General features: G+C 58.1%; 22 protein-coding genes and 1 riboswitch. Of the genes, 9 read left to right on the forward strand and 13 right to left on the reverse strand.

The window, feature by feature from the left end:
* The first annotated feature begins 166 nt into the window (after nt 1-166).
* The 4 genes from NW834_RS08885 to gloB all read left to right on the forward strand — a co-directional run bounded on the left by NW834_RS08885 (nt 167) and on the right by gloB (nt 2,031).
* Entirely contained in the window at nt 167-346 is a 180-nt protein-coding gene (locus NW834_RS08885) for a 50S ribosomal protein L32 (RefSeq protein ID WP_011431820.1), read from the forward strand.
* Nucleotides 347-457: 111 nt separating this feature from the next.
* Nucleotides 458-874 carry a J domain-containing protein gene (locus tag NW834_RS08890; protein ID WP_414351179.1) on the forward strand — a complete coding sequence of 139 codons (417 nt, stop codon included), beginning with the start codon at nt 458-460 and terminating at the stop codon, nt 872-874.
* Nucleotides 875-1,001: 127 nt separating this feature from the next.
* Nucleotides 1,002-1,265 carry a DUF3143 domain-containing protein gene (locus tag NW834_RS08895; RefSeq protein ID WP_414351177.1) on the forward strand — a complete coding sequence of 88 codons (264 nt, stop codon included), beginning with the start codon at nt 1,002-1,004 and terminating at the stop codon, nt 1,263-1,265.
* Nucleotides 1,266-1,272: 7 nt separating this feature from the next.
* Nucleotides 1,273-2,031, forward strand: a complete 759-nt coding sequence (gene gloB, locus NW834_RS08900; RefSeq protein ID WP_414351175.1) for a hydroxyacylglutathione hydrolase — start codon at nt 1,273-1,275, stop codon at nt 2,029-2,031.
* A gap of 122 nt (nt 2,032-2,153) precedes the next feature.
* Here gloB and NW834_RS08905 read toward each other — a convergent pair whose 3' ends face one another.
* The 9 genes from NW834_RS08905 to NW834_RS08945 form a co-directional block, all read right to left on the reverse strand.
* Nucleotides 2,154-3,323 carry an MFS transporter gene (locus tag NW834_RS08905; protein ID WP_414351173.1) on the reverse strand — a complete coding sequence of 390 codons (1,170 nt, stop codon included), beginning with the start codon at nt 3,321-3,323 and terminating at the stop codon, nt 2,154-2,156.
* A 42-nt stretch (nt 3,324-3,365) separates the two neighbouring features.
* Nucleotides 3,366-3,710 carry a DUF190 domain-containing protein gene (locus NW834_RS08910; protein ID WP_011431825.1) on the reverse strand — a complete coding sequence of 115 codons (345 nt, stop codon included), beginning with the start codon at nt 3,708-3,710 and terminating at the stop codon, nt 3,366-3,368.
* Between the two features lie 309 nt (nt 3,711-4,019).
* Nucleotides 4,020-4,451 (reverse strand): fluoride efflux transporter CrcB, encoded by a 432-nt coding sequence (gene crcB, locus NW834_RS08915; RefSeq protein WP_414351171.1) that lies wholly within the window; start codon nt 4,449-4,451, stop codon nt 4,020-4,022.
* Between the two features lie 52 nt (nt 4,452-4,503).
* Nucleotides 4,504-6,153, reverse strand: coding sequence for a cation:proton antiporter (locus NW834_RS08920; protein WP_414419507.1), 1,650 nt, complete (start codon nt 6,151-6,153; stop codon nt 4,504-4,506).
* A 145-nt stretch (nt 6,154-6,298) separates the two neighbouring features.
* A riboswitch (Fluoride riboswitch) is annotated at nt 6,299-6,404 on the reverse strand.
* A 46-nt stretch (nt 6,405-6,450) separates the two neighbouring features.
* A complete protein-coding gene (locus NW834_RS08925) occupies nt 6,451-7,092 on the reverse strand; it encodes a DUF1997 domain-containing protein (RefSeq protein ID WP_414419506.1) in 642 nt (213 codons plus the stop codon).
* A 7-nt stretch (nt 7,093-7,099) separates the two neighbouring features.
* Complete coding sequence (hisIE, locus tag NW834_RS08930; RefSeq protein ID WP_414419505.1) at nt 7,100-7,795, reverse strand: bifunctional phosphoribosyl-AMP cyclohydrolase/phosphoribosyl-ATP diphosphatase HisIE; 696 nt, start codon at nt 7,793-7,795, stop codon at nt 7,100-7,102.
* Nucleotides 7,796-7,869: 74 nt separating this feature from the next.
* Complete coding sequence (locus NW834_RS08935) at nt 7,870-8,142, reverse strand: hypothetical protein (RefSeq protein ID WP_414331484.1); 273 nt, start codon at nt 8,140-8,142, stop codon at nt 7,870-7,872.
* Between the two features lie 131 nt (nt 8,143-8,273).
* On the reverse strand, nt 8,274-10,676 hold the full coding sequence (locus NW834_RS08940) for a polysaccharide deacetylase family protein (RefSeq protein ID WP_414351163.1): 2,403 nt from the start codon (nt 10,674-10,676) through the stop codon (nt 8,274-8,276).
* Nucleotides 10,677-10,942: 266 nt separating this feature from the next.
* Complete coding sequence (locus NW834_RS08945; RefSeq protein WP_071818135.1) at nt 10,943-11,434, reverse strand: phycobilisome linker polypeptide; 492 nt, start codon at nt 11,432-11,434, stop codon at nt 10,943-10,945.
* 239 nt (nt 11,435-11,673) lie between these two features.
* Between NW834_RS08945 and NW834_RS08950 the strand changes: the two genes are divergently transcribed.
* Nucleotides 11,674-12,228, forward strand: coding sequence for a DUF4079 domain-containing protein (locus tag NW834_RS08950; RefSeq protein WP_414331477.1), 555 nt, complete (start codon nt 11,674-11,676; stop codon nt 12,226-12,228).
* Nucleotides 12,229-12,261: 33 nt separating this feature from the next.
* On the opposite strand, the gene NW834_RS08955 is transcribed toward NW834_RS08950, so the two are convergent.
* Nucleotides 12,262-13,467 (reverse strand): E3 ubiquitin ligase family protein, encoded by a 1,206-nt coding sequence (locus NW834_RS08955; RefSeq protein ID WP_414416699.1) that lies wholly within the window; start codon nt 13,465-13,467, stop codon nt 12,262-12,264.
* Nucleotides 13,468-13,964: 497 nt separating this feature from the next.
* Here NW834_RS08955 and NW834_RS08960 point away from each other — a divergent pair, with 497 nt between their 5' ends.
* A complete protein-coding gene (locus NW834_RS08960) occupies nt 13,965-14,114 on the forward strand; it encodes a hypothetical protein (RefSeq protein WP_187147255.1) in 150 nt (49 codons plus the stop codon).
* 63 nt (nt 14,115-14,177) lie between these two features.
* On the opposite strand, the gene NW834_RS08965 is transcribed toward NW834_RS08960, so the two are convergent.
* Entirely contained in the window at nt 14,178-14,870 is a 693-nt protein-coding gene (locus NW834_RS08965; protein ID WP_414419503.1) for a response regulator transcription factor, read from the reverse strand.
* A 207-nt stretch (nt 14,871-15,077) separates the two neighbouring features.
* Between NW834_RS08965 and NW834_RS08970 the strand changes: the two genes are divergently transcribed.
* The gene (locus tag NW834_RS08970) at nt 15,078-15,920 is read left to right on the forward strand and encodes a Uma2 family endonuclease (protein WP_414419502.1); all 843 of its coding nucleotides are present in this window, start codon (nt 15,078-15,080) and stop codon (nt 15,918-15,920) included.
* On the opposite strand, the gene NW834_RS08975 is transcribed toward NW834_RS08970, so the two are convergent.
* A complete protein-coding gene (locus tag NW834_RS08975) occupies nt 15,911-17,128 on the reverse strand; it encodes a glycosyltransferase (RefSeq protein WP_414419501.1) in 1,218 nt (405 codons plus the stop codon). The two genes, NW834_RS08970 and NW834_RS08975, sit on opposite strands and share 10 nt — an antisense overlap.
* Before the next feature lie 153 nt (nt 17,129-17,281).
* On the opposite strand from NW834_RS08975, the gene NW834_RS08980 reads away from it, so the two are divergent.
* Nucleotides 17,282-17,629 (forward strand): STAS domain-containing protein, encoded by a 348-nt coding sequence (locus tag NW834_RS08980; RefSeq protein WP_414341893.1) that lies wholly within the window; start codon nt 17,282-17,284, stop codon nt 17,627-17,629.
* Between the two features lie 86 nt (nt 17,630-17,715).
* Here NW834_RS08980 and NW834_RS08985 read toward each other — a convergent pair whose 3' ends face one another.
* A complete protein-coding gene (locus NW834_RS08985) occupies nt 17,716-18,540 on the reverse strand; it encodes a tetratricopeptide repeat protein (RefSeq protein WP_414419500.1) in 825 nt (274 codons plus the stop codon).
* Nucleotides 18,541-18,674: 134 nt separating this feature from the next.
* Between NW834_RS08985 and NW834_RS08990 the strand changes: the two genes are divergently transcribed.
* On the forward strand, nt 18,675-19,202 hold the full coding sequence (locus NW834_RS08990) for a 2Fe-2S iron-sulfur cluster-binding protein (RefSeq protein ID WP_414419499.1): 528 nt from the start codon (nt 18,675-18,677) through the stop codon (nt 19,200-19,202).
* Nucleotides 19,203-19,263: the final 61 nt, after the last annotated feature.

Consider the following 19,263-nt stretch of genomic DNA (forward strand, 5'->3'; position numbering starts at 1 on the left):
TTTTAAAGGGCGTCGGCTACGGTCGGCGCTATCCTTCCCTGCCCTGAAGGACGGGGCTTGCCGCGCCTTTTGGTCAACCACTGATAGGCTACTTGCCTGAATAAAGCTGGGATCGGCAGCGCAGCCTCAATGCTAGCCTAGTAAGGCTGTGTTTTTGTGCGAAGCCATGCCTGTTCCTAAGAAGAAAACTTCTAAAGCCCGCAGTCGCAGGCGCTACGCCGTCTGGCTGGGCAAAGCTAAGCTCCAGGCCCAGCGAGCCATGACCATTGGGCGCGCCATTCTCAGCGGTCGCAACACCGGTTTCTACTATCCCAAAGCTAAGTCTGAAGAGGATGAGGAAGAATAGAGGCTTGCTGCAGGGATCCCGGTGTCTGCGCGAGTGATTACACTGGACTAGAGCTGTGCTCCCCTGAAAGCGGTTTTGCTGCCCCTGTAGTCTTGCTCCTCCATAGGTTGCATGCGCTCCTTGACTTCCCTCACCTACTACCAACGGCTGGGTCTGTCTCCAGGGGCATCTCCTGAGGCCATCCGGCGGGCCTACCGGCAATTGAGCAAGCGCTACCATCCCGATACTTCTCCCCTGGCTCCGGAAGTGGCCATTCGCTGCTTCCAAGAGTTGCAGGAGGCCTACCTTGTCCTTAGCAACCCGGCGAAACGGGCCATCTACGATGCCAGCTTACGGGCGGTGACCGCCAACACGGGATCTCTGGGCATGCCGGGATCCCTTGGTGCCGATTCTCTAGAGCTGCGTATGGAAACCCGCCCACTTTCGGCTGGCGAGCTGTGTGCCCTGCTGCTGATGGGATCCACCCTAGTCGTGTGTTTGCTACTGGCAGGTGTCCTCGCTTGGCTGCGAGAGAGTGGGGCAAGCTGATTCTGCGAGCATTTCCTGCCCTCTTCGGTAGGACATTGGGATCGAGTTTTCGGATTCTGGATCAGGAGTGCTTGAATGAACATAGCCCGTTGACTCTAGGGTTTGATTGCTTTTCTTGAATCTCGCCATGCCTTTGCCTCCTGCAACCACGCCCCTGTATAATCACCCCCTCCACATCATCGAACGCTGGCTAGAGGATCAGGGCTGCACCCGCGACCCGCAGGATGTGGAGCAGTGGTTTTGCGAACGGCCTGGCTGGAAAGCCATTTTGCGCCTGGAAGAAACCAGCATTTGGGTGCGATACACCTACCCAGACGGCAACACGAAAACTTTATCTTTTCCCTATTCCCTCAGCCGGCAAGACGTAGAACAGGCCATTTTTGAGAGTTAGCCGAGCCATGCGCGTTCTCCAGTTGCCTGCCCTGCGCGATAACTACATCTACCTGCTCCACAATCCCGACACTGCAACAGCAGCCGTGGTGGATCCGGCAGTGGCTGAGCCCGTGTTGGAAAAGCTGGCCGAGCTGGGGGCGGAGTTGGTGGCCATTTTCAACACCCACCACCACCACGACCACGTGGGGGGCAACCGACAGCTTTTGGAGCGCTATCCCCGTGCCAGAGTCTATGGCAGCCAGGTGGATCGGGGGCGGATCCCTGGCCAGACGGTGGAGCTCAAGGCAGGGGAAACAGTGGAGTTTGCGGGTCGGCTAGCAAAGGTGCTGTTTGTGCCCGGCCATACCCGCGGCCATATTGCCTACTACTTTTCCGAGAGTGGGGATCTCTTCTGTGGCGATACCCTGTTTGCCGGGGGATGCGGGCGGCTGTTTGAAGGCACGCCGGAGCAGATGGTGGGATCCCTGGATCAACTGCGGCAGTTGCCGGAAGCCACACGGGTGTGGTGTGCCCACGAATACACCTTGAACAATCTCAGGTTTGCCCTGACAGTGGATGGAGACAACCCCGACCTGCAGGCGCGTTATCAGCAGGTGGCTGCCCTGCGCCAGACGGGATCCCCGACTGTCCCCAGCACCATTGGCGAGGAACGCCGCACCAATCCCTTCTTGCGTTGGGATCAGCCGGCTTTGCAGGCAGCCACCGGAGCTCAGGATCCGGTGCGGGTCTTCGCTCGCCTGCGCGGTATGAAGGATCAGTTCTGAAAATCGGGTTCTGACAAAAGCTCCTGGAGGTGGCCCAAAACCTGAGGGGATGGTGCTCCTCACCACTAGCACAAACGAAACCCCCGAAGAGCTGCACCGTAATCTGGTGCAGGGGCTTTTCATCAGCCCACCTCGGCCTGCCTCCTGGACACTAGAGCCAGCAGGATAGCCGCCCCCAGCCCTTGAGTGACTACCGAAAAGAGCACTAAGCCAGTCAGGGAGAAATCGTAAAGCACCCCCATCAGGGCGCTGCCCACAAACCAAGCCAATCCATAGACACTGGTAAACAGGCCAAAGGCAAAGCCCCTCGTCTCGGGAGCTACCATACCGGCCACCGCCGCCTTCATGATGGATTCTTGGGCCCCCAAACCAATCCCCCAGAGCACCATGCCCAGCACCGTCAGAGCATAGGTACCGGAAAAGGCCAGCGGCGCAAATCCAGCCGATACCGCCACCGCTCCCAGCAAGCTCCACAGCCCCACGCGGTCGAACAGCCAGCCACATCCCAGGGCGGCCAGGGCATCCACCCCCATGGCCAGGGCATAGAGCAAAGGGATCCCTGCCCCATCGCTCCCTGACTGTTGTTGCAGATGCAGGGCAATGAGGGGAAAATCCGCAAACCCCATAGCCACACAGGCTGCTGCCAAAAGATACAGCCAGAAAACTTTGGGCAAGCCTTTTGCTGGAGTCATCTCCGGCTCCGGCTCGAAGTCTCGTGGGCTGGGATAGAGCCATTGCGCCAGCCCCAAAACCCCCAGTCCTATTGCCGCCGGGATCCCCAAGGCCAAAAACCCACCCCGGAAGCCATAGCCGACTTTCAGAACTGCCGCCACCAACAGCGGCCCTGCCACTGCCCCAATTTGATCTAGGGTCTCATGCAGGCCAAACCCCAAGCCCCGTCCCACCTGCAGGGCTGCATGAGAAAGCAACACGTCCCGCGGCGGAGTGCGGATCCCTTTGCCAGTTCGTTCCGTCAACAACAGCAAGGCCGCCAAAGGCCAACTGCCCACCCAAGCCAGAGCGGGGATCACCAGTGTATTGATGCCATAACCCAGGGTGGTGAGCTGCCAGTAGCGCCCAGTGCGATCGCTCAAAACCCCAATCCCCAGACGCAATCCATAGGCCAACAATTCACCCCCGCCCGCCACCAAGCCCACCACCGTGCCGCTGGCCCCCAGGGATCCCAAAAAAGCTCCAGAAATGCTGCGTGCCCCTTCGTAGGTGGCATCGGCGCAGAGGCTGACGATCCCCAGCAAAACAATAAAGCGCAGGGCAGAAGGGGAATCGGGCATAACCAGCTCCTTGGCAATGGGGAATCTATTTTCAGATCTGGACTATTGTTGTTGATGAGGAACATGATGGAATACTTGTACCCTATGGCAAGTAACTAGACCGTCATGCATCAGAGTTTTTACTTCCGGTAGAAAGGCTTTGATTTTTTCCGGCGTGTCGATGAAAGTTACCAAAATGGGCAGATCTGTGGAAAGCTCTAGAAGGTTACTGCTGCGAATATGACTGTTTCGACCAAAGCCAGCAATAGCTCGCACCACAGTACCACCAGCTAGCCCACGCTGACGACCTAGCTCCAGCAGAGCCAGGTAGAGAGGCTTCCCTTGCCAACGGTCTGACTCGCCGATGTAAATATCCAATTTATAAACTTCTGGTTCATCATCTAGCATACTTGTATCCCTTTTGTCTTTGGGCTGTTGCGATTGTCATGGTTACAGATTTTTCCGCTTCACATAAAGTCTACAGTGAAGTGGGATCCTTGTCAGGCAAGAGATTGGCTGGCATTGGCTGTAGTGAGTAACGCTGGAAAAACTGTATATTGCTTTGGTGAAGAGTGCTCCTTAAGATAAGAAATTCCAGGGGGTTGACTAGTGGGGATCCCGGTGCTTTTAAGAAAAAAGTTATTGCCCAAAATGACCAGTTGCTGCACCTGGCTTTTGGATGGATAGATTGCTGATTGATAGGGGTTACGTTAAACGTTATCGCCACAATCGTGCCAACAGGATCCCAAGCTCCATAGCCAAGGCTCCAAATAGGCAAGAACCGAGCCAATAGACAAGCCCAGTAGCAAAGCGATGTTGCTGCCAGAGGCTAAAGGTATCCAGTTCATAGGTAGAAAAGGTGGTGTAGGAACCCAGGAATCCCACCCCGAACAGCAGGCGAATTTCCGGTGAGATCTCAGGGCGTTCCATAGCCACGGTCATGAACCAACCCATGACCACACAACCCGATAAGTTGATGAACAGGGTTCCGTAGGGAAAGCTAGGGCCAAATCGCTCCGCAAACCAGAGGGATAGATAGTAGCGACTCAGGGATCCGCCAATAGCCCCCAACGCAACCGCAAAGGGAACTCTCAAACTGGGAGAGACCAAGCCATGGTTTAGGTAAGCCCACACCGATTGCAAGCGCATCTATTCTCCTTGAACTGTGTTCCCAGAACTTCCTACGGAAAAGGTGGGATCCTTAGCTTTTTCTGCCCTCAGAGATAGGGATCCTGCTTCTCTTGAAGTCCTCTTCCTCTACCAAAATTACCGGAATCGGGCTGGTTTCCAACACCGCTTGGGAAGTGGATCCCACCAAAACCTGCTCCCAGCCGCGGTGGCCCCGCTTGCCCATGACGATGTCGGTTACCTGCCGCTCCTGAGCTAGGGTTACGATGGTCTCTGCCAAGGGCCCCGAGGCCAAGCAAAACTGGTGGCGAATATCCGCCAAAAGACGCTGGGTGAGTTGCCGCAACAGTTCTACCCCTTTCCCCTGCGGCTTATCGGTAACATGCAACACAATCACTTCCCCATCCACCCGCCGCGCCAAATCGGCCACCTTGCGCAGCACGGCTTCGGCCAAAGGGGAGGTGTCCACCGCTGCCAAAAAGCTCACCTTGCCCTGGCTGCCTACCTTGGTGGGATCCACCTCTCCTTTTTCCAAAAGCCGGGGAGCACACACCTGGGTCAGCCAAGCACCCAGGGGGGCCGTGACCAAAATCGACAGAGCCGCCAAAGCCAAAATGATCTCCCCACCGGGGATCCCTTGGGCCAAAGGGATCCCACCAATAGCCGCCTGCACCGTCGCCTTGGCCATGTTGCCCGGTAGCAAAAACAGCCGCTCCCGCCCGTTCCAATTGCTTCCCAGAGTGGAAAGCCACCAACCCAGGCCCCGCCCCAGCAGCAGACTCAAGGTCAAGAGCAGCAAGCCCGGCCAAAACACGGATCCCAGCACCCCCAGATCCAGCGACGCTCCCAGTAGCACAAACAACACGATCTCCGCCACCGTCCAGAGGGCATCGAACCCACCCCGCAGCCGCCGCGCCAAAGGGGCATCCAGCTCAATCAGAAAAAACCCCATGGCCATCACCGCCAGATAGCCGGAAAAATAGGGCCACACCTGCGGCGCCAGCACCAAGCCCAAGGCCATGCAGGCAGCCAGCAGCACTTCCTGCACGCTGTTGCGAGTCCAGTTTTGTTGGGTTAGCAGCGACACCAGAACCCGCGCCCCCAGGTAGCCTATGGCTATGCCCAGCAGGATCTCCATCCCCACTTGGAACGGCAGCCACTGCAGCGGCGATAGCTCCAGCCCCAGCAGGCGAACGCTCTCTGCAGAGCCCTGGCCCAAAAAGCTGAGCAGCAGGCTAAACCCCAACAACAGCAGTACGTCGGAAAGGGCGCTGCCGGTCAAAATGGCATCCGGGATCCCTTTGGCCACCCCCCAGCCCAGGCTTTTGAGGCGCAACATCCCCGGCACGATCACGGCTGGCGACTCCGCCCCAATCACGCAGCCCAACAGCAAACCGGTAGGCCAGTCCAACCCCAGGATCCAGGTGCTCAACAGGGCCACCGCCACCGCCTCGCAGGCTGCCGGCAAAAACCCCAGCCGCAGCGCCACGGATCCCTGCTGGGCCAGCTTCTCCCGATCCAGCCCCAGGCCCGCCTTCATCAAAATGATCATCACCGCCACCACCCGCAGATCCCCCGCCGCTGCCAGCACCTCCGGGGATAGGACATCTCCCAGCAAGATCCCCACGAGGATCATCCCCAGCAGGGGGGGCATCCCCAGCCGACCCACGATTTGGCCGACAAAAAAGCCCATCACCAAGATCCACAGCCAACTGCCCAGCATCACCAGATCCTCATCTCCTTGTCGTCAGGGTGTTGAAGGGCAGCCCAGGGAGAAAAAGCCATCCGCGTCAGGAGTGGGAGCACCATCGCGTCCGCAGGGTGGGGCCTCAAACAAAGCCAAAGACCCCTACCCCCTGGACTTGCCCAGAAGTGTAGGAGTCATCAGCCTCAGCTTTTGAGGTTAGAACCCTCTTCCTCTATAGAAAAATTCCAAGTGAGGCGGTTGCGGCGAACTCCATCGCCGGTTGCCGGAGCACTACTCGAAAGCTGACCGGCAACTTACTTGGCACCTAAGATATCACGCTTTGTCTTCCACTGCAATTAAGCGATAGGGGTGATCGGGACACCCAATAGAGCGATAGAAATCGCTGCACACATTGTGGGTGAGGCGGTCACTCATACCCCGGGTTACCTGCTGCACCACTTGATGGGCCACCCGATAAACCAACTTGCGGGGCAGAACCTGCAAAAACCTGGGCAAAGCCAGCCAGATCTCCAGATGAAGAGCCCAGTGAACACGGGTGGTGGGCAGGTCTTTCAGGGATCCCTGCAGCTCCTCCAGCCGGAAATCGGCTTGGCAGCTGACCCGGTAAGGCATTCCTTCATCGCCGGGCAACTCAATCGAGGTCAGACAAAACCGGTAATCTTTATCCGGCCAGATCTTGACCCCAAAACTGGGCTCCAGCTCAAACCCCAGCCCGCCCATGCGGAAAAACTGCAACCTGTAAGTCTCGGCAGACAAAGCTTCCACCTGCAATGGCCTGAAGCACCGCTGGATCCACTGGGCATGGCCTCTCAGGTAACGGGCCAAGGTCTCCCGATCGGTTTCCAGATCCACTTGGCCACAGCGCGCGGCTCGTAAATCCAGGTGGGCTTTGTCCAGGGAGGGATCCCAAGAGGACGGAGAGGGATCTGCGGGAGCACCGCCTTCGGGGGACATGGCCCTTTCACTTGGCGGAACGGCGGGCTTGGAGCTGGCGATAGACATCCCTAACATCTACCTGATAGTGAGCAAGGGCCACGAGGCAGTGGTACCAGAGGTCGGCCATCTCACGGGCCAAAGCCACGCGGTCTTGATCCTTAGCCGCCATCACCACCTCAGCCGTCTCCTCGCCAAGTTTCTTCAAAATGGCATTTTCCCCCTTGGCTAGCAAGCTGCTGGTGTAGGAATCGGGACGGGGATCCGCCTGGCGGGCCTTGACCACGGCAAACACCTGCGACAGGGTATCGGCTGCTGGAAGGGGATCCCTTTGATCCCCTGGCAGTGGGCGGAAGAAGCAACTGCGCGCCCCCGTGTGGCAAGCCGCATCCCCCACCTGCTCCACCAGGATGACCAGGGCGTCGCCGTCGCAGTCGTAGCGGATTTGTTTGACCCACTGCACATGGCCAGAAGTTTCCCCCTTGGGCCACAACGCCTGCCGCGAGCGGCTCCAAAACCAGGTGCGGCCTGTTTCCAGGGTTTTTTGCAGCGATTCCCGGTTCATCCAGGCCATCATCAGCACTGTTCCGTCCAGGTAGTCCTGCACGATGGCCGGGATCAGGCCCTGTTCATTGTAGGTGAGGCTGCCCAGCCAGGTGATCTCCTCGGGCAGAAGCGATCGAGGGGGATCCGAGGAAGGGTTGAAGGCCAGAGTAGCAACCATAGAGCAGCGACCTGAAAAACCGCATTGAGAGCAGGATAACAGAACCAGCCCTCGCCAAGATATCCTTGACAACCTCAGCCAAGGGGTACCAGTTCCCGTGCCGCCAGGGACAGGACCACCTCTTCTCCCTCACCGGCCAGAGTCACCAGCCAGCGGTCGCGGTTTTCACGGGTGAGGACGATCCCCAGCCTCCCCTTAACAGAAGGAGGATACAACAGCCGTACCCACATGCCCGGCTCGAGCTGGGCAGCCGACCGCAGGGGATCAGCCGGGTTGCCGAGAATCCGCTTCTCCATTACCCAGGTCGCCCCAGGGTTCTCGGCCCCCCCTTCAGCAGCAGATGTCATGACCTCCCTCAGCACACCTCTCCTAAGCACCACCGGCAGGGTAAACAGCAAACTTAGCCCCCAGGGCTAGAGGCAAGCCGGACTTCTTCGGCCAGGATAGACCCTCTGTTGCGGAATGGCTGTATCGCAGATTACCGACTTAACCCGGAGGTCGGGCTGGGAGCACCGGTGTGGGGTTGGACAGAAGCGCTGGGCAGCAGCTTACGCTCCGGCTTGCGCTCTAGGAGCAAGGCTGACCGTTCCAAGCGCGTATCCACCAGTACCGAGGGAGAGGCCAAGTTAACGCGCTCCAGCAGACGCCGCAGCAGTTGAGCATCGATGATGTCCACCCCTTGGCGGGCTGTCGCCGTTCCGGCCACCAGGGGGGTAGGGGTGGCTTGAGGAAGGGATCCCTCAGCAACAGGTTCTGACCCATCGCTGGGCTCTTTTAGCACCAATTCCGCCATTGCCTGGGCCAGCTCTTGACCATACACCCCATCAGGGCCCGAAGGGAGTAGATCCAGCCGTCCCTGCTGAGTGGCCAGGTGGCTCAACCCCAGTTGCACCGCCACCACCGCCGCCCCCCGATCCCCCCGCCTCAAAGTGCGTTGGCTGGCCAAGACGCTCTCTAGCTGGGCTTTGGCTGCATCTTGGTCGCTAGCCGGCAAAAGTTGCACCAGCCCTTCCAGCCGATCTCCCTCAGAGCCAGCCTTGGCCTCGGGATGGGGATCCTCCCGCCAAAGGCGAGTCAGGTCGTAGAGCAAGATGGCATGGGGCACAGGACGGCTGGGCTGGTTGGGACCGGCATGGCCGGTGGCGAGGATCTCCCCTTGGTAGACCAGGGAGGTGCTAAAGCCAGAGTCCAGCAGCACGGCTTCCCGGATCCCGGTTTTGGGCAGCAGACTGGCCAGGATGGCGGCGTTGACGTGGGTTTTGGTAACTCCGATCACCACCCGCTCCTGGTCATCTACCCCAAAGAAAGCTCTGGGGCGAAACTCAGCAGCGCTGGCAAGGCGGAACGAGTTGATCTCCGCCGGAGAGAGGGCATGGCCATCCTTAACCAGCCATAGACCGGCCACAAACAGATCTGTGACATCCGGCATCAACTGGCGGATGTTCTCCAAGTGGGTCATGGTGTCGGGATCAAAGGGCACAAAGCGGAGGCGATCCCTGCCCAGCAGCACCAGCGGCCGGCCGCGGATTGCCTGGTCATCTTCGGGGCGACCGGGGATGAAGGTCTTGTGGTTGGCAGCCATCACCGGCCCCACCATGACGTTGCTGGCGGAGTTGATCCAGGGGATGGAGAAGAAGCTGCCGTTAATGCCAGCATCGGCCTGGTAGCGCTGGACCAACGTCCTGACTTCGTAGCGCCGTTCTGCGTGCACTGTGGCTGCCCGTCCGCCGCGGATGGTGAGCACCCGCACCCCGTCAATGATCTCGTCGGTCAGAGCCAGAGGCTGCGTCACATCCAGCCAGTAGTCGAGGCTGCGGCTGAGGCTAAAGGTGCGGGCGCCAAGAATGGCCTCGGTGAGGCGAAACTGGTTAAAGCGTCGCACCTCCAGCAAGTTGGGCGATTGTCCTGTAAAACCGGGATCCATCGTAAAAGACATCCGGTAACCGGCATCGGCCAGGTATTGCTTCACCCGCTCGTCCCGGTTGCCTTCGGGATAGGCGAAGTAGTGGATGGGGTGGCCCAGCTCCTGCTCCAACTTGGCCTTGCAGTCAAACACCTCTCGCCGTAGGCGGGCATCGTCTAGCACCCGCAGATCAGGAGGATGGTTGACGGTATGGGCGGCAAAGTCAATCAGCCCGCTGGCATCCATCTCCCGCATCTGATCCCAGGTGAAGTGATCCTTGCTGGTGGGCACGCCGACAAAGCCGGTTTGCACAAAGTAGGTGGCGGGGTAGTTGTACTCCTTCAAAAGGGGGTAGGCGTTCTCGTACAGGCCCAGGTAGGCGTCGTCATAAGTGAGCAAAATGGCTTTTTCGGGCAAGGGATCCCCGTCCCGCAGGTGTTTGTACAGTTGGTCGATGTGGATGGGGGTCAACCCCGCCTGCTTAATGGCCTCAAAGTGTTGCCGCAGCTCCGCCGCCGTAGTGTCGAACCAGACCTGCTTGCGGCCAGCCACCACATCGTGATACATGATGGCGGGCACATAAGAAAGGCTGGCCAAGGGATCCAAAGCAAAGGGATCCCGCTCCAGTTGGGTCTCTAAGGAGATGGGCAAGCGCTGTTGAGCCGCTTTAGCGTGGGCGCGGGGGGCAGGGATCTCCGCTAGAGGTGGCGAGAGCCCCGGCAGGCGGCTGACCCAGTCGGGATGAGCAGTTGCCCAGGCCACCAGGGCCCCAGCCCCAAATCCCAGCAGGATCACCAGCAAGCTTAAGAAGGGGAGTAACCTCGGTCGAGACTTGGCCAGCGGACGTCGAGAGGAAGAGGAAAAGCTTTGTCGTGGAGTGGGCGAGGGGTACGGCTGGGATCCCCTTGCTGACCCAAAGCCTGCATGGCCTTGGGGCATCGACCCTCCCAAGCGCGTCGGCTGTCGTCGAGATGTCATGGCCTCACTCCCCACTCCCAATTGCAAAAGCTCAGCCCTCGCCGGAACGCCTTTTCCTACCCAAAGCCCACCCCCAGGACAGCAGGAAAAGGCAGCCTTCCAGGCAACGGCAAAACCAACGCCAGCCTACCACCCCATCCTCAAGTTGGGGATAGGGGAGAAATCGCCGCATGCTTTCTACAGGGATCCCTCGTTGAAATTGTTTGAACCAGAACGGCCTGGACGGGTGGCCTGAAAGAACCCAGAACCTCCCAGGAAGCCGCCCGCTACTCAAGGGTGCTTAGCAGATTGGACTCGGCAATGCTGACGATCTTGCCTCCCATTTGGGTGATCCGTTTCACTTCTTGGGAAAGGCGGCTGAAGGGCACTTTGTACTCGACAACACTTCTGCGCACACCTCCTCCCACGAGGCCGGATACCTTGATGGCGAAGATTTTATCGCTATTCGGCAGCCCTCCTTCTGAGCTGCTGGCCTGAGCGACCTCTGGTTCTGGGGCCGATGCCACCTGAGGCGCCGTGGCGACGCTCTCCCGCTCCAGGAGTAGCCGCCAGCTGCGGGGATAGGCAGGCGCCAAACGATAGACCACCTTATAGGAGCCGGCTATGTGGTCATCCTCGGCCTCCACCTTCACCACAGTTCCCGCTGGAATGTCCAGCTTGGCCCCCTTAGACATGACTTTAATTCCCGGCCAATTGGTGGGCACATCCGTCAGCAGCTCGACCTCAAAGGCTTGATCCCCCAACAACAACTTGGCCATCTCAACAACTCCGTTTTGCTCAGCACTCAGTGGCGGGAGAGCCGCCCACAACCACAGCTTCATCGTCAGACATTCTACCGCTGCCAGGTGCCCACCAGAAGCTTCCCGCTGGCATGGGTCAGCTGACGTCCTCCCTTCAACGAATTGAGGGAGATCACTGATGTCCTCCCATTCTAGAATTGGGGTGTTGTAGATTTGTTAAGCAGCTGTAGATTTATTGCGGAGGTAGAGGGAGCGCCATGAACGTGTTGAGCTTGGCCTTGCCGGATCTGTCGGCAGCTTCGGATGGGTTAGCCGCCACCTTGCAGCCCGTAGCCCAGTTTTTTGCCGGCCTTAACTTGCCCCAACCCATTGTGCAATGGGGTCACCCCTTGATGATGGGGATCGTGGTGGTGGTGATGGGCAGCTTTGTCGGCCTGACTGGGTGGCGAGGACGGGCCTTGCGTCTGGCAGCCGCCTCCACAGCGCCAGAGGGATCCCTGCCGGAAGCGGCCCAGAAGCCTCTGCTTGACCACCGCAAATTGGCCCCCTGGATGGCCACCTTCATTGCCTTGGGCTACACTGGCGGCCTTCTTTCTCTGGTGATGCAAGGGAAGCCCCTGTTGAGCAGCCCCCATTTTTGGACGGGATCCCTGGTGTTGCTGTTGTTGGCGGTGAATGGAGCTTTGTCCCTCAGCGGCTTTGGGGGCAACCGCGCTGCTTTGCGCACCACCCATGCCTATGTGGGCAGCCTCATTCTATGTGTACTGTTTGCCCATGCCCTGCTTGGGCTCAAGCTGGGTTTGTCGTTGTGAGTGGCAGTAGGCTTCCCTCTGCCTGGGCAGGAACTAGCGATAAGGCTGCAGGGATTGCAGCAGGTGGAGCACGGTGAAAATGCCGATACCCAGCAGGACGACGGATCCCACCAGGTAGCTGCTGGCATTGGAGCGCTGCTCTTCCAAGAGGGCTTCAGGGGATTTGGGGGCAATCATAAACCTTTCCCCAGAAAGGGGTTTTCGGATCACGGGATCCCCTGCCTCAAAACGCACCTGCCCCATGGTAAACGCCATCGCATCCACCGGAATCACCCATTCCTTATAGATAAAAGCTCGGGTGGAGCGATTTTCTGTTCTCACTCCGGAAAGGTAGCGCTTGAGATTGAAGTTGAACCGGCTGGGCCCTTTTCCTGGAAAAATATGCTCATCCACAACCGACATAGCCTCTATCTCCGCACCTGTGGGATCCACCCTCACCCTTCCAGTTTCGTCTTCGATGAAAAAAGGGATCTGGCGAACCACCGAGTGAAGGGTTTCGTCTCTCGTTCTCGTCTCTCTTTCAAGGAGATATTCCCGACCTGTGCTCGGATCGTAATACACGTTGGCGTAGTGTTTTTGGGGAGAGCTTACTTCGGAAAACGGCGATTTTTGAGGATAGCCTGGAGAGCCAAGCTGCTGGGGGTAGTCGGGGTAACCAGGCTTTTTCTGGAAAGAACCGGAACCGGGGTAGCCAGGGTTGGGCTTTTGTGGAAAAGAATTAGAGTAGTCGGGATCAACCCTTTTCTGAAAAGAACCGGAGTCAGAGTAGCCCAAGCCGGGCTTTTTCCCGACCATCTCCCCCGGATAGGATTTTGCTCGGGATCCCAAGCGTAGAGCGTTCTGATATTCGCCTTCGCTGATCCGTTCGCTATACGCTACATCGCCTTGGCTATTCAAATACCTTCGATAGCATTCGATCTCGTCATACTCCCAAGAGATCTCAGACTTGTAGTAGACGCAAGGCTGTCGCGAAAGTTCCGATACCAAAGGCCGATCGCACACAACCCTGCCGTAAACTTGAGCCAAGTTTGCTCCTTTTGCCTGGGGGTTGGTCTGACCGAGATGGCGAAGCTCGGCTATCTTGAGCAACCGAGTTGCAGAGAGCTGTTGAACCAACCTTTGGGAGCGCAAATACTCAACAAACGAAAACAGAGAGGCAGGAAGACAAAGCAGACCAAGCAGCATCAGCCAGTTCATAAAGGCCTTCCTTTCCGGGGGTGGGAGTGAAGTTGGCCTCATGCTAGCAGTTACCTGTGAAACAGGATTTAAGAGAAGTTTAAGGCAATCCCGAATGCGGGCAGTTCCAAACTTTACCAAGAAGCTAGGCCTGAAGCCCCGCCCTTCCAGGACGGCTTTTGCCCTGTTAGACCTGCGATAAGATACACCCACGCTGGTCAGAGAAGCCAAACTCCTCAACGCCACTCCAGCGCAGTACCAAGCCTTGGATGACAGAGTACACCGGCCAGGTGGTGGGGCTGGATGTGGGCGACAGCAGTGGGCAAGCTGTGCCGTGTCTCCAGTTTTTGCGTCGTGCCGAAAGGAGATTGAAGCAACAGCAAAGAAGACTGAGCAGAAAGTTAGGCCCACGGCCCGCTGGCGTGAATAGGAAGGGGGTAAAACCTCAATACAGCAACTACCACAAGTAGAGGAAGCGGCTTGGCGAGGTACACTTCAACCAAATCAAAGTCTGGCGCCAGCGTAGAGACCGGGTTATTGAGCTAGCCCAGTGTGTGGGAATGTCTCACGACATTGTGGTTTATGAGGACTTGCAGGTGCAGAACTTGGTGAGAAATCACCACTTGGCCAAGTCTTTCACGCTAGCGGCGCGGAGCGCTTGGGGGAACGACTGGGGAGATAGGCACCGCCGTCGTGGAGGGGAAACCTGATACAGCTAAGTGCTGTCGCAGAACCAGGAACCAGAATCCTTGCTCTTTGGGGCGGGGGGCATGTCAATCGCGCAACACGTAGCCTACCCCGCGCACCGTCTGGATAAGGCGCTTCTCCCCTGGGCCTTCGATCTTGAGGCGCAAGTAGCGAATATAGACCTCGATGATATTGGAGTCGCCCGTGAAGTCGCAGCCCCACACATGCTCTAAGATCTGTTGGCGGGTAAGCACCTGACGGGGGTGTTCCATCAAGTAGCGCAACAGGTCGTATTCTTTGGCCGTCAGCTCCACCTGTCGCTCTCCCCGGGTTACCTCCCGCGTTACGGGATCCAGAATCAGATCCATGAACACCAACTGGCCGTCGCGGGATCGCTTTGGCTGCCGCAAATAGATCCGTATCCGAGACAGCAGCTCCTGAATGCTGAAGGGTTTGACCACGTAATCATCCGCCCCGGCATCCAACCCCGCTGCTCGATCCGACACCTCATCTCTGGCGGTCATCAACACCACCGGCACGCGGTTGCCCGTTGAGCGCAGTCGCCGACAAATTTCCAAACCTGAGATGCCGGGCAACATCCAGTCCAACAGCACCAAGTCGGGGTTTTGGTCGCAGGCTGCCCTCAACCCGGCCATGCCATCGCTGGCTACGCTGACTCGATATCCCTCACCGGCCAGCTCGGTCTCTAGGAAACGGGCCAGCTTGGATTCGCTTTCGATCACCAGGATGTGGGCAGAAGTGGGTTCAAGTTCTGGCATACGCTCTCTTGCTGAATCCAAGGAAGACGCCGAAAAACTTGCTCATTGCCCCCAAGCATATCTCAACCGTATGGATTGGCAGTCGAGATGACTGAATCCGTCCTAGCCTGCAACAGCCTTGTGGAATTGCCTGGGGTTGATATCAGCAAGTGCTTTGAGTTATTCAAAAGGCATTCATGTACCTTATCACCATGAGTATCCTAAGCCATGACCCTCTCTCCTGTTCGGCTCACCCCGCCCCTACCTCCCATTCGATGGGAAAAACTGCCGGAAGACTTTCCCTTGCCGGATGAGCCTGTGGAAAGCACCTTACAGCCCCTTTTGGCTGCTGCTCTGCGTGAGGCATTGGAACTCGCTCAGATGATCCCTGCCCAGGCTTTGATCGCCTCCAACTTTGGCCTTTGCAGCACTGTCGGGGACAAGGTGGTGGTGAAAGCCCCCGACTGGGTTTATGTGCCCGCAGTACAGCCGATTCCCGAAGGAGAGATCCGCCGCAGCTATACCCCACACTTAGAAGGGAATCCCCCGGCGATTGTGATGGAATTCATCTCCGAAACCGAGGGCGGCGAGTACTCCATCAATCCCCACTATCCCTATGGAAAATGGTATTTCTACGAGCGCATTTTGCAGGTGCCTGTCTATGTAATCTTTCATCCCAAAACCGGTGAGCTGGATGTCTACCGCCTGGAGAATGGCCGCTATACCCCTGTATCGGCGGATGAAAACCGTCGCTACTGGATCCCGGAGATTGGCTTGTTTTTGGGGGTGTGGCGGGGACAAAAAGCCGAGACCAAAGCCAACTGGTTGCGGTGGTGGACTGCCGATGGGAGTTTGCTGCTGTGGGGGAGTGAACATATAGAGCAGGAGCGGCAGCGGGCCGAGCAGGAGCGGCAGCGGGCCGAACAGGAGCGGCAGCGGGCTGAACAGGAACGGCAACGGGCCGAGGCGGCAGAGGCAGCTCTCGAACAAGCCCGCTCGGAGCAACGACGCCTAGCGGCAAAGTTGCGGGAACTGGGGTTGGATCCTGATGCGGCAACCGACTATTGTTGACTATCTGTTGATATCCCCCCATTTCCCCAGTAGGTGCGCCCTCGCCAAGACCGGGGTCGGCTGAGAGCAGACAGGATCACCCGCAAGACTGCCAAGGGATCCGCCAGAGGCGACATCCAGAACGTCCAAGGGGGATCCTGATAGGAGCCGCGAATGCCCAGCAGTACACCTAAGCGCAGAATCAGTAAGCCTAGGTTAAGCCCCAGCAGCACCTGCTCCGTCAGGGAAAAGGGAAACCCCATCCCGGCTTTGCCCAACAGCCCTACAACCACCGGCCCAGGGATCCCTTGGGTGAGGACGAGGAGAGCTATATCCCCCCACAACTGGGCCACAGGGGTGGCATCTTTCAAATCGAGGGATCGGCCCCACTCTCGCCAAGTTTCGCCAAAAGAAGTGTACATGCGCACCTTGAGCAGGTGCCGACCGTCGTAAAAAGCTACTTTAAAGCCGGCTGCCGCAATCTGCCGCACCAAGGTGACATCGTCACAGAAGGAGGCCCGCGCCAGCGTGTAGCCGTTCATGGCTTCCAGCACCGACCGGCGCACTAGCATACATTGCCCATTGGCCATCGTCCGTTCCGGCAGGGTGGCGGTGTCTCCGGCGGCCCCGTAGCGGTAGATCAGGGTCACCAAAAGAGCCGGCTGCAGCCAGCCTTCCCCCCAGTGCTGCAGGATAAACTGCGGTGCCAGGGTGATCAGGTCGAGCCTTTGGGCCTGGGCGGTTTCCAGCAGGCGCTCCACCAAGCCTGGCTGGGGGCGGGTATCGGCGTCGATGCCCAGGATCCACTCAGAGGCCGGATCCGACTGGAGAAATCCGTAGTGCAAAGCCCAGGGGCGGCCCACCCATCCGCCGGGGAGGGGATCGTCGGTCAGCAGGCGAAAGCGGGGATCCCGCTTGGCCATCTGCAGCACTTTTTCGGGGGTGCCATCTTGAGAGCGGCTGTCCACCACCAGCACCTCCCGCAGGACGGAGCTCTGTTGGTGCAATCCTTCCAGGCAGGGATCGATGCGCTCGGCTTCGTTGAGGGTGGGCAACAACACGCTGACCAAGCCCGGCTGCAAAGGGATCCCAGGCTGACCGGGAGGCAGAGGGGAAGGGCGCCGCAAAGAGGGCAGCAGCCGCGCCAGCAGCACCGCCAGCATCGGCACTTGCATAACCAATAGGCTCAGGGCGGCAGCATCTCCAGCCCAGGCAGGGATCCCGTTCATGCCAGTTCTAACTTGTAAGGGAAAAGTGTCCAAGAATGCTTGCAAGAGAAGCCCAGGGAGGACAAACTCATACTCATGGTGATTTAGCAATTCAAAATCAGTCTGGTTGCATCGTGCCTGTGCCCATCCCCCCTCAAACCTGACGGGCTTTTCATGGATGTCTTCATCCAGCTCAGCCACAAGGGATCCCCTGTTACGGTTGTGAAATTGCACAGTGAAAGGCTCAACGCCGCGATTGCCCGCGAGGTACGGAAAGAGCTAAGCCAAATTCTCACCGAGAAACCGGGACATTTCTTGTTGGATCTCAGTCAGGTTAGCCTGATCGACAGCATGGGGTTGTCGGTTCTGGTTTGGGCGCATCGCCATTGCCGCGCTTCGGGCTATCAACTCAAGTTCTGCAGCCTGCAGGAGCAGGTCAAGCTGCTCTTCTCCATCACCGGCTTGGATGCCATTTACGAAATCTACCCCTCTGTAGAAAAGGCGCTTGAGTCTTTTCCGTAGCTCTTTCTATTGGGTCGACTCAGAACTGCCATGGTACCAACAGGATCCTACCAACCCCGGGATTAGCCCAGAGGTTGAAAACCCGCTCAGGGAGTGGGGTTATCGTTTTGCCTCTCGACCGTCTGGGGCCGGTTCACCTGAGCATAAATCTCTGCTTGCTGCTGGATTTGCTCCCGAACTTGGGGCGGGGCCAGCCGGGCTGCTTGCTCAAACAGCTCAGGCGCTTTTGCCCGTAGGTTTTCATCGGTGGCGGAGCTGAGGGCTATGGCTTTGCCCAACACGGGGGTGAAATCACTGGGATCCGCCGCAATCAACTTGTCGTAGAGGACTACAGCTTTCTCAGTCTGGTTGTTGCGGGCGTAGACAAAGGCCAAGCGCAAACGTACATCATTATCTTCCGGCACTTCTTCAAGATGCTTCTCCAGCAGGGCAATGGCCTCAGAGGTGCGGCCCAGGGTTAGCTGCACATCCACCAACTGCTGCAGCACCTGGCCATCTTTGGGATCCCCCTCGTAAAGGATCTGGAGCTGTTCTAATGCCCCTTCAAAATCCCCCGTATCCTGTTGGATTTGGGCCAAAAAAGCTCGCAGTTGCCGATTTTCGGGCTCCAGTTGTACCAGCTTCTTCAGCGGCTCGATTGCCCCTTGCGGCTCGTTGAGCTGCAGTTGGGTGTCGATCAACCCCCGCAGAGCAATGGGGTTATCCGGCTCCCGCTCCAGCACGACGCGATAGCCGTCTGCCTGGGCCCGCAGTTGCTCGGTTACCAGGCTGGCCTCTGGAGATTCGGAAGGCCCGAGGGCCTGGAATAGCGGGCCAAAGGAGAAGCCCAAGAAAGTTACCGTGCCCACCACCAGCAGCAAAATGTTGAGGAGCTTGCGGGCTAGGGACTCTTTGGGTTTGGACTGAGGCATAAAGGGCTCGCGCAGAAGACTCCTCTGTACTCTATCATCGGCGCCGGGGCAGGCTGCGGGGTGAGGTTACCCAATACCCAAAACTTTTGAAAACAGCATCCAAGGGGAGGGCAATGCCGTACTGAATTTAGGTAGTGCTGAATCTTTTTGCCACCCCTCACTCCCTCTTAACCATGCGGATCACCTGTTACCCCGACAACCTCACCTTTGAAGCCAATCCCCTGCTCACGGTTCTGGAAAATCTGCTCAAGGCGGGGGTGCGCCATGTCCATGCCTGTGGGGGCAATGCCGCCTGCTCCACCTGTCGCATCCTGATTTTGGAAGGCAGCCAAAACTGCCGCAGCATGACTCCTGCCGAGAAGAAGTTAGCTCAACGGCTAGACCTTCCTGTACATATTCGTCTGGCCTGTCAAACCCGCATCACTGGAGATGTCACCCTGCAACGGCTGGTGATCGATAAAGCAGATGTGGAAGTGGCCCAACATCAATTGCAGGCCCACTCGGTCGGCAGCCAAGTCACCGCCGCCATTCTCAGCGCTTCCCTGCGGGGGACGGCCAACTTCGACGAGGAGAACTTTCCCTACGATGTTGTCTACACCTTGGGTCGCTACTTCGCCCAAATGGGGGCCTTGGTGCAGCAATATGGGGGAGCATGCCTCTAACCCCCAAAACCCTGAACTTTGCTGAATTTACTGAGCTTTAGGCGGTTTGGCAAAAGTCATT

Origin of the sequence: Synechococcus sp. R60.1, assembly GCF_047461835.1 — a bacterium.
Lineage (GTDB): Bacteria > Cyanobacteriota > Cyanobacteriia > Thermostichales > Thermostichaceae > Thermostichus.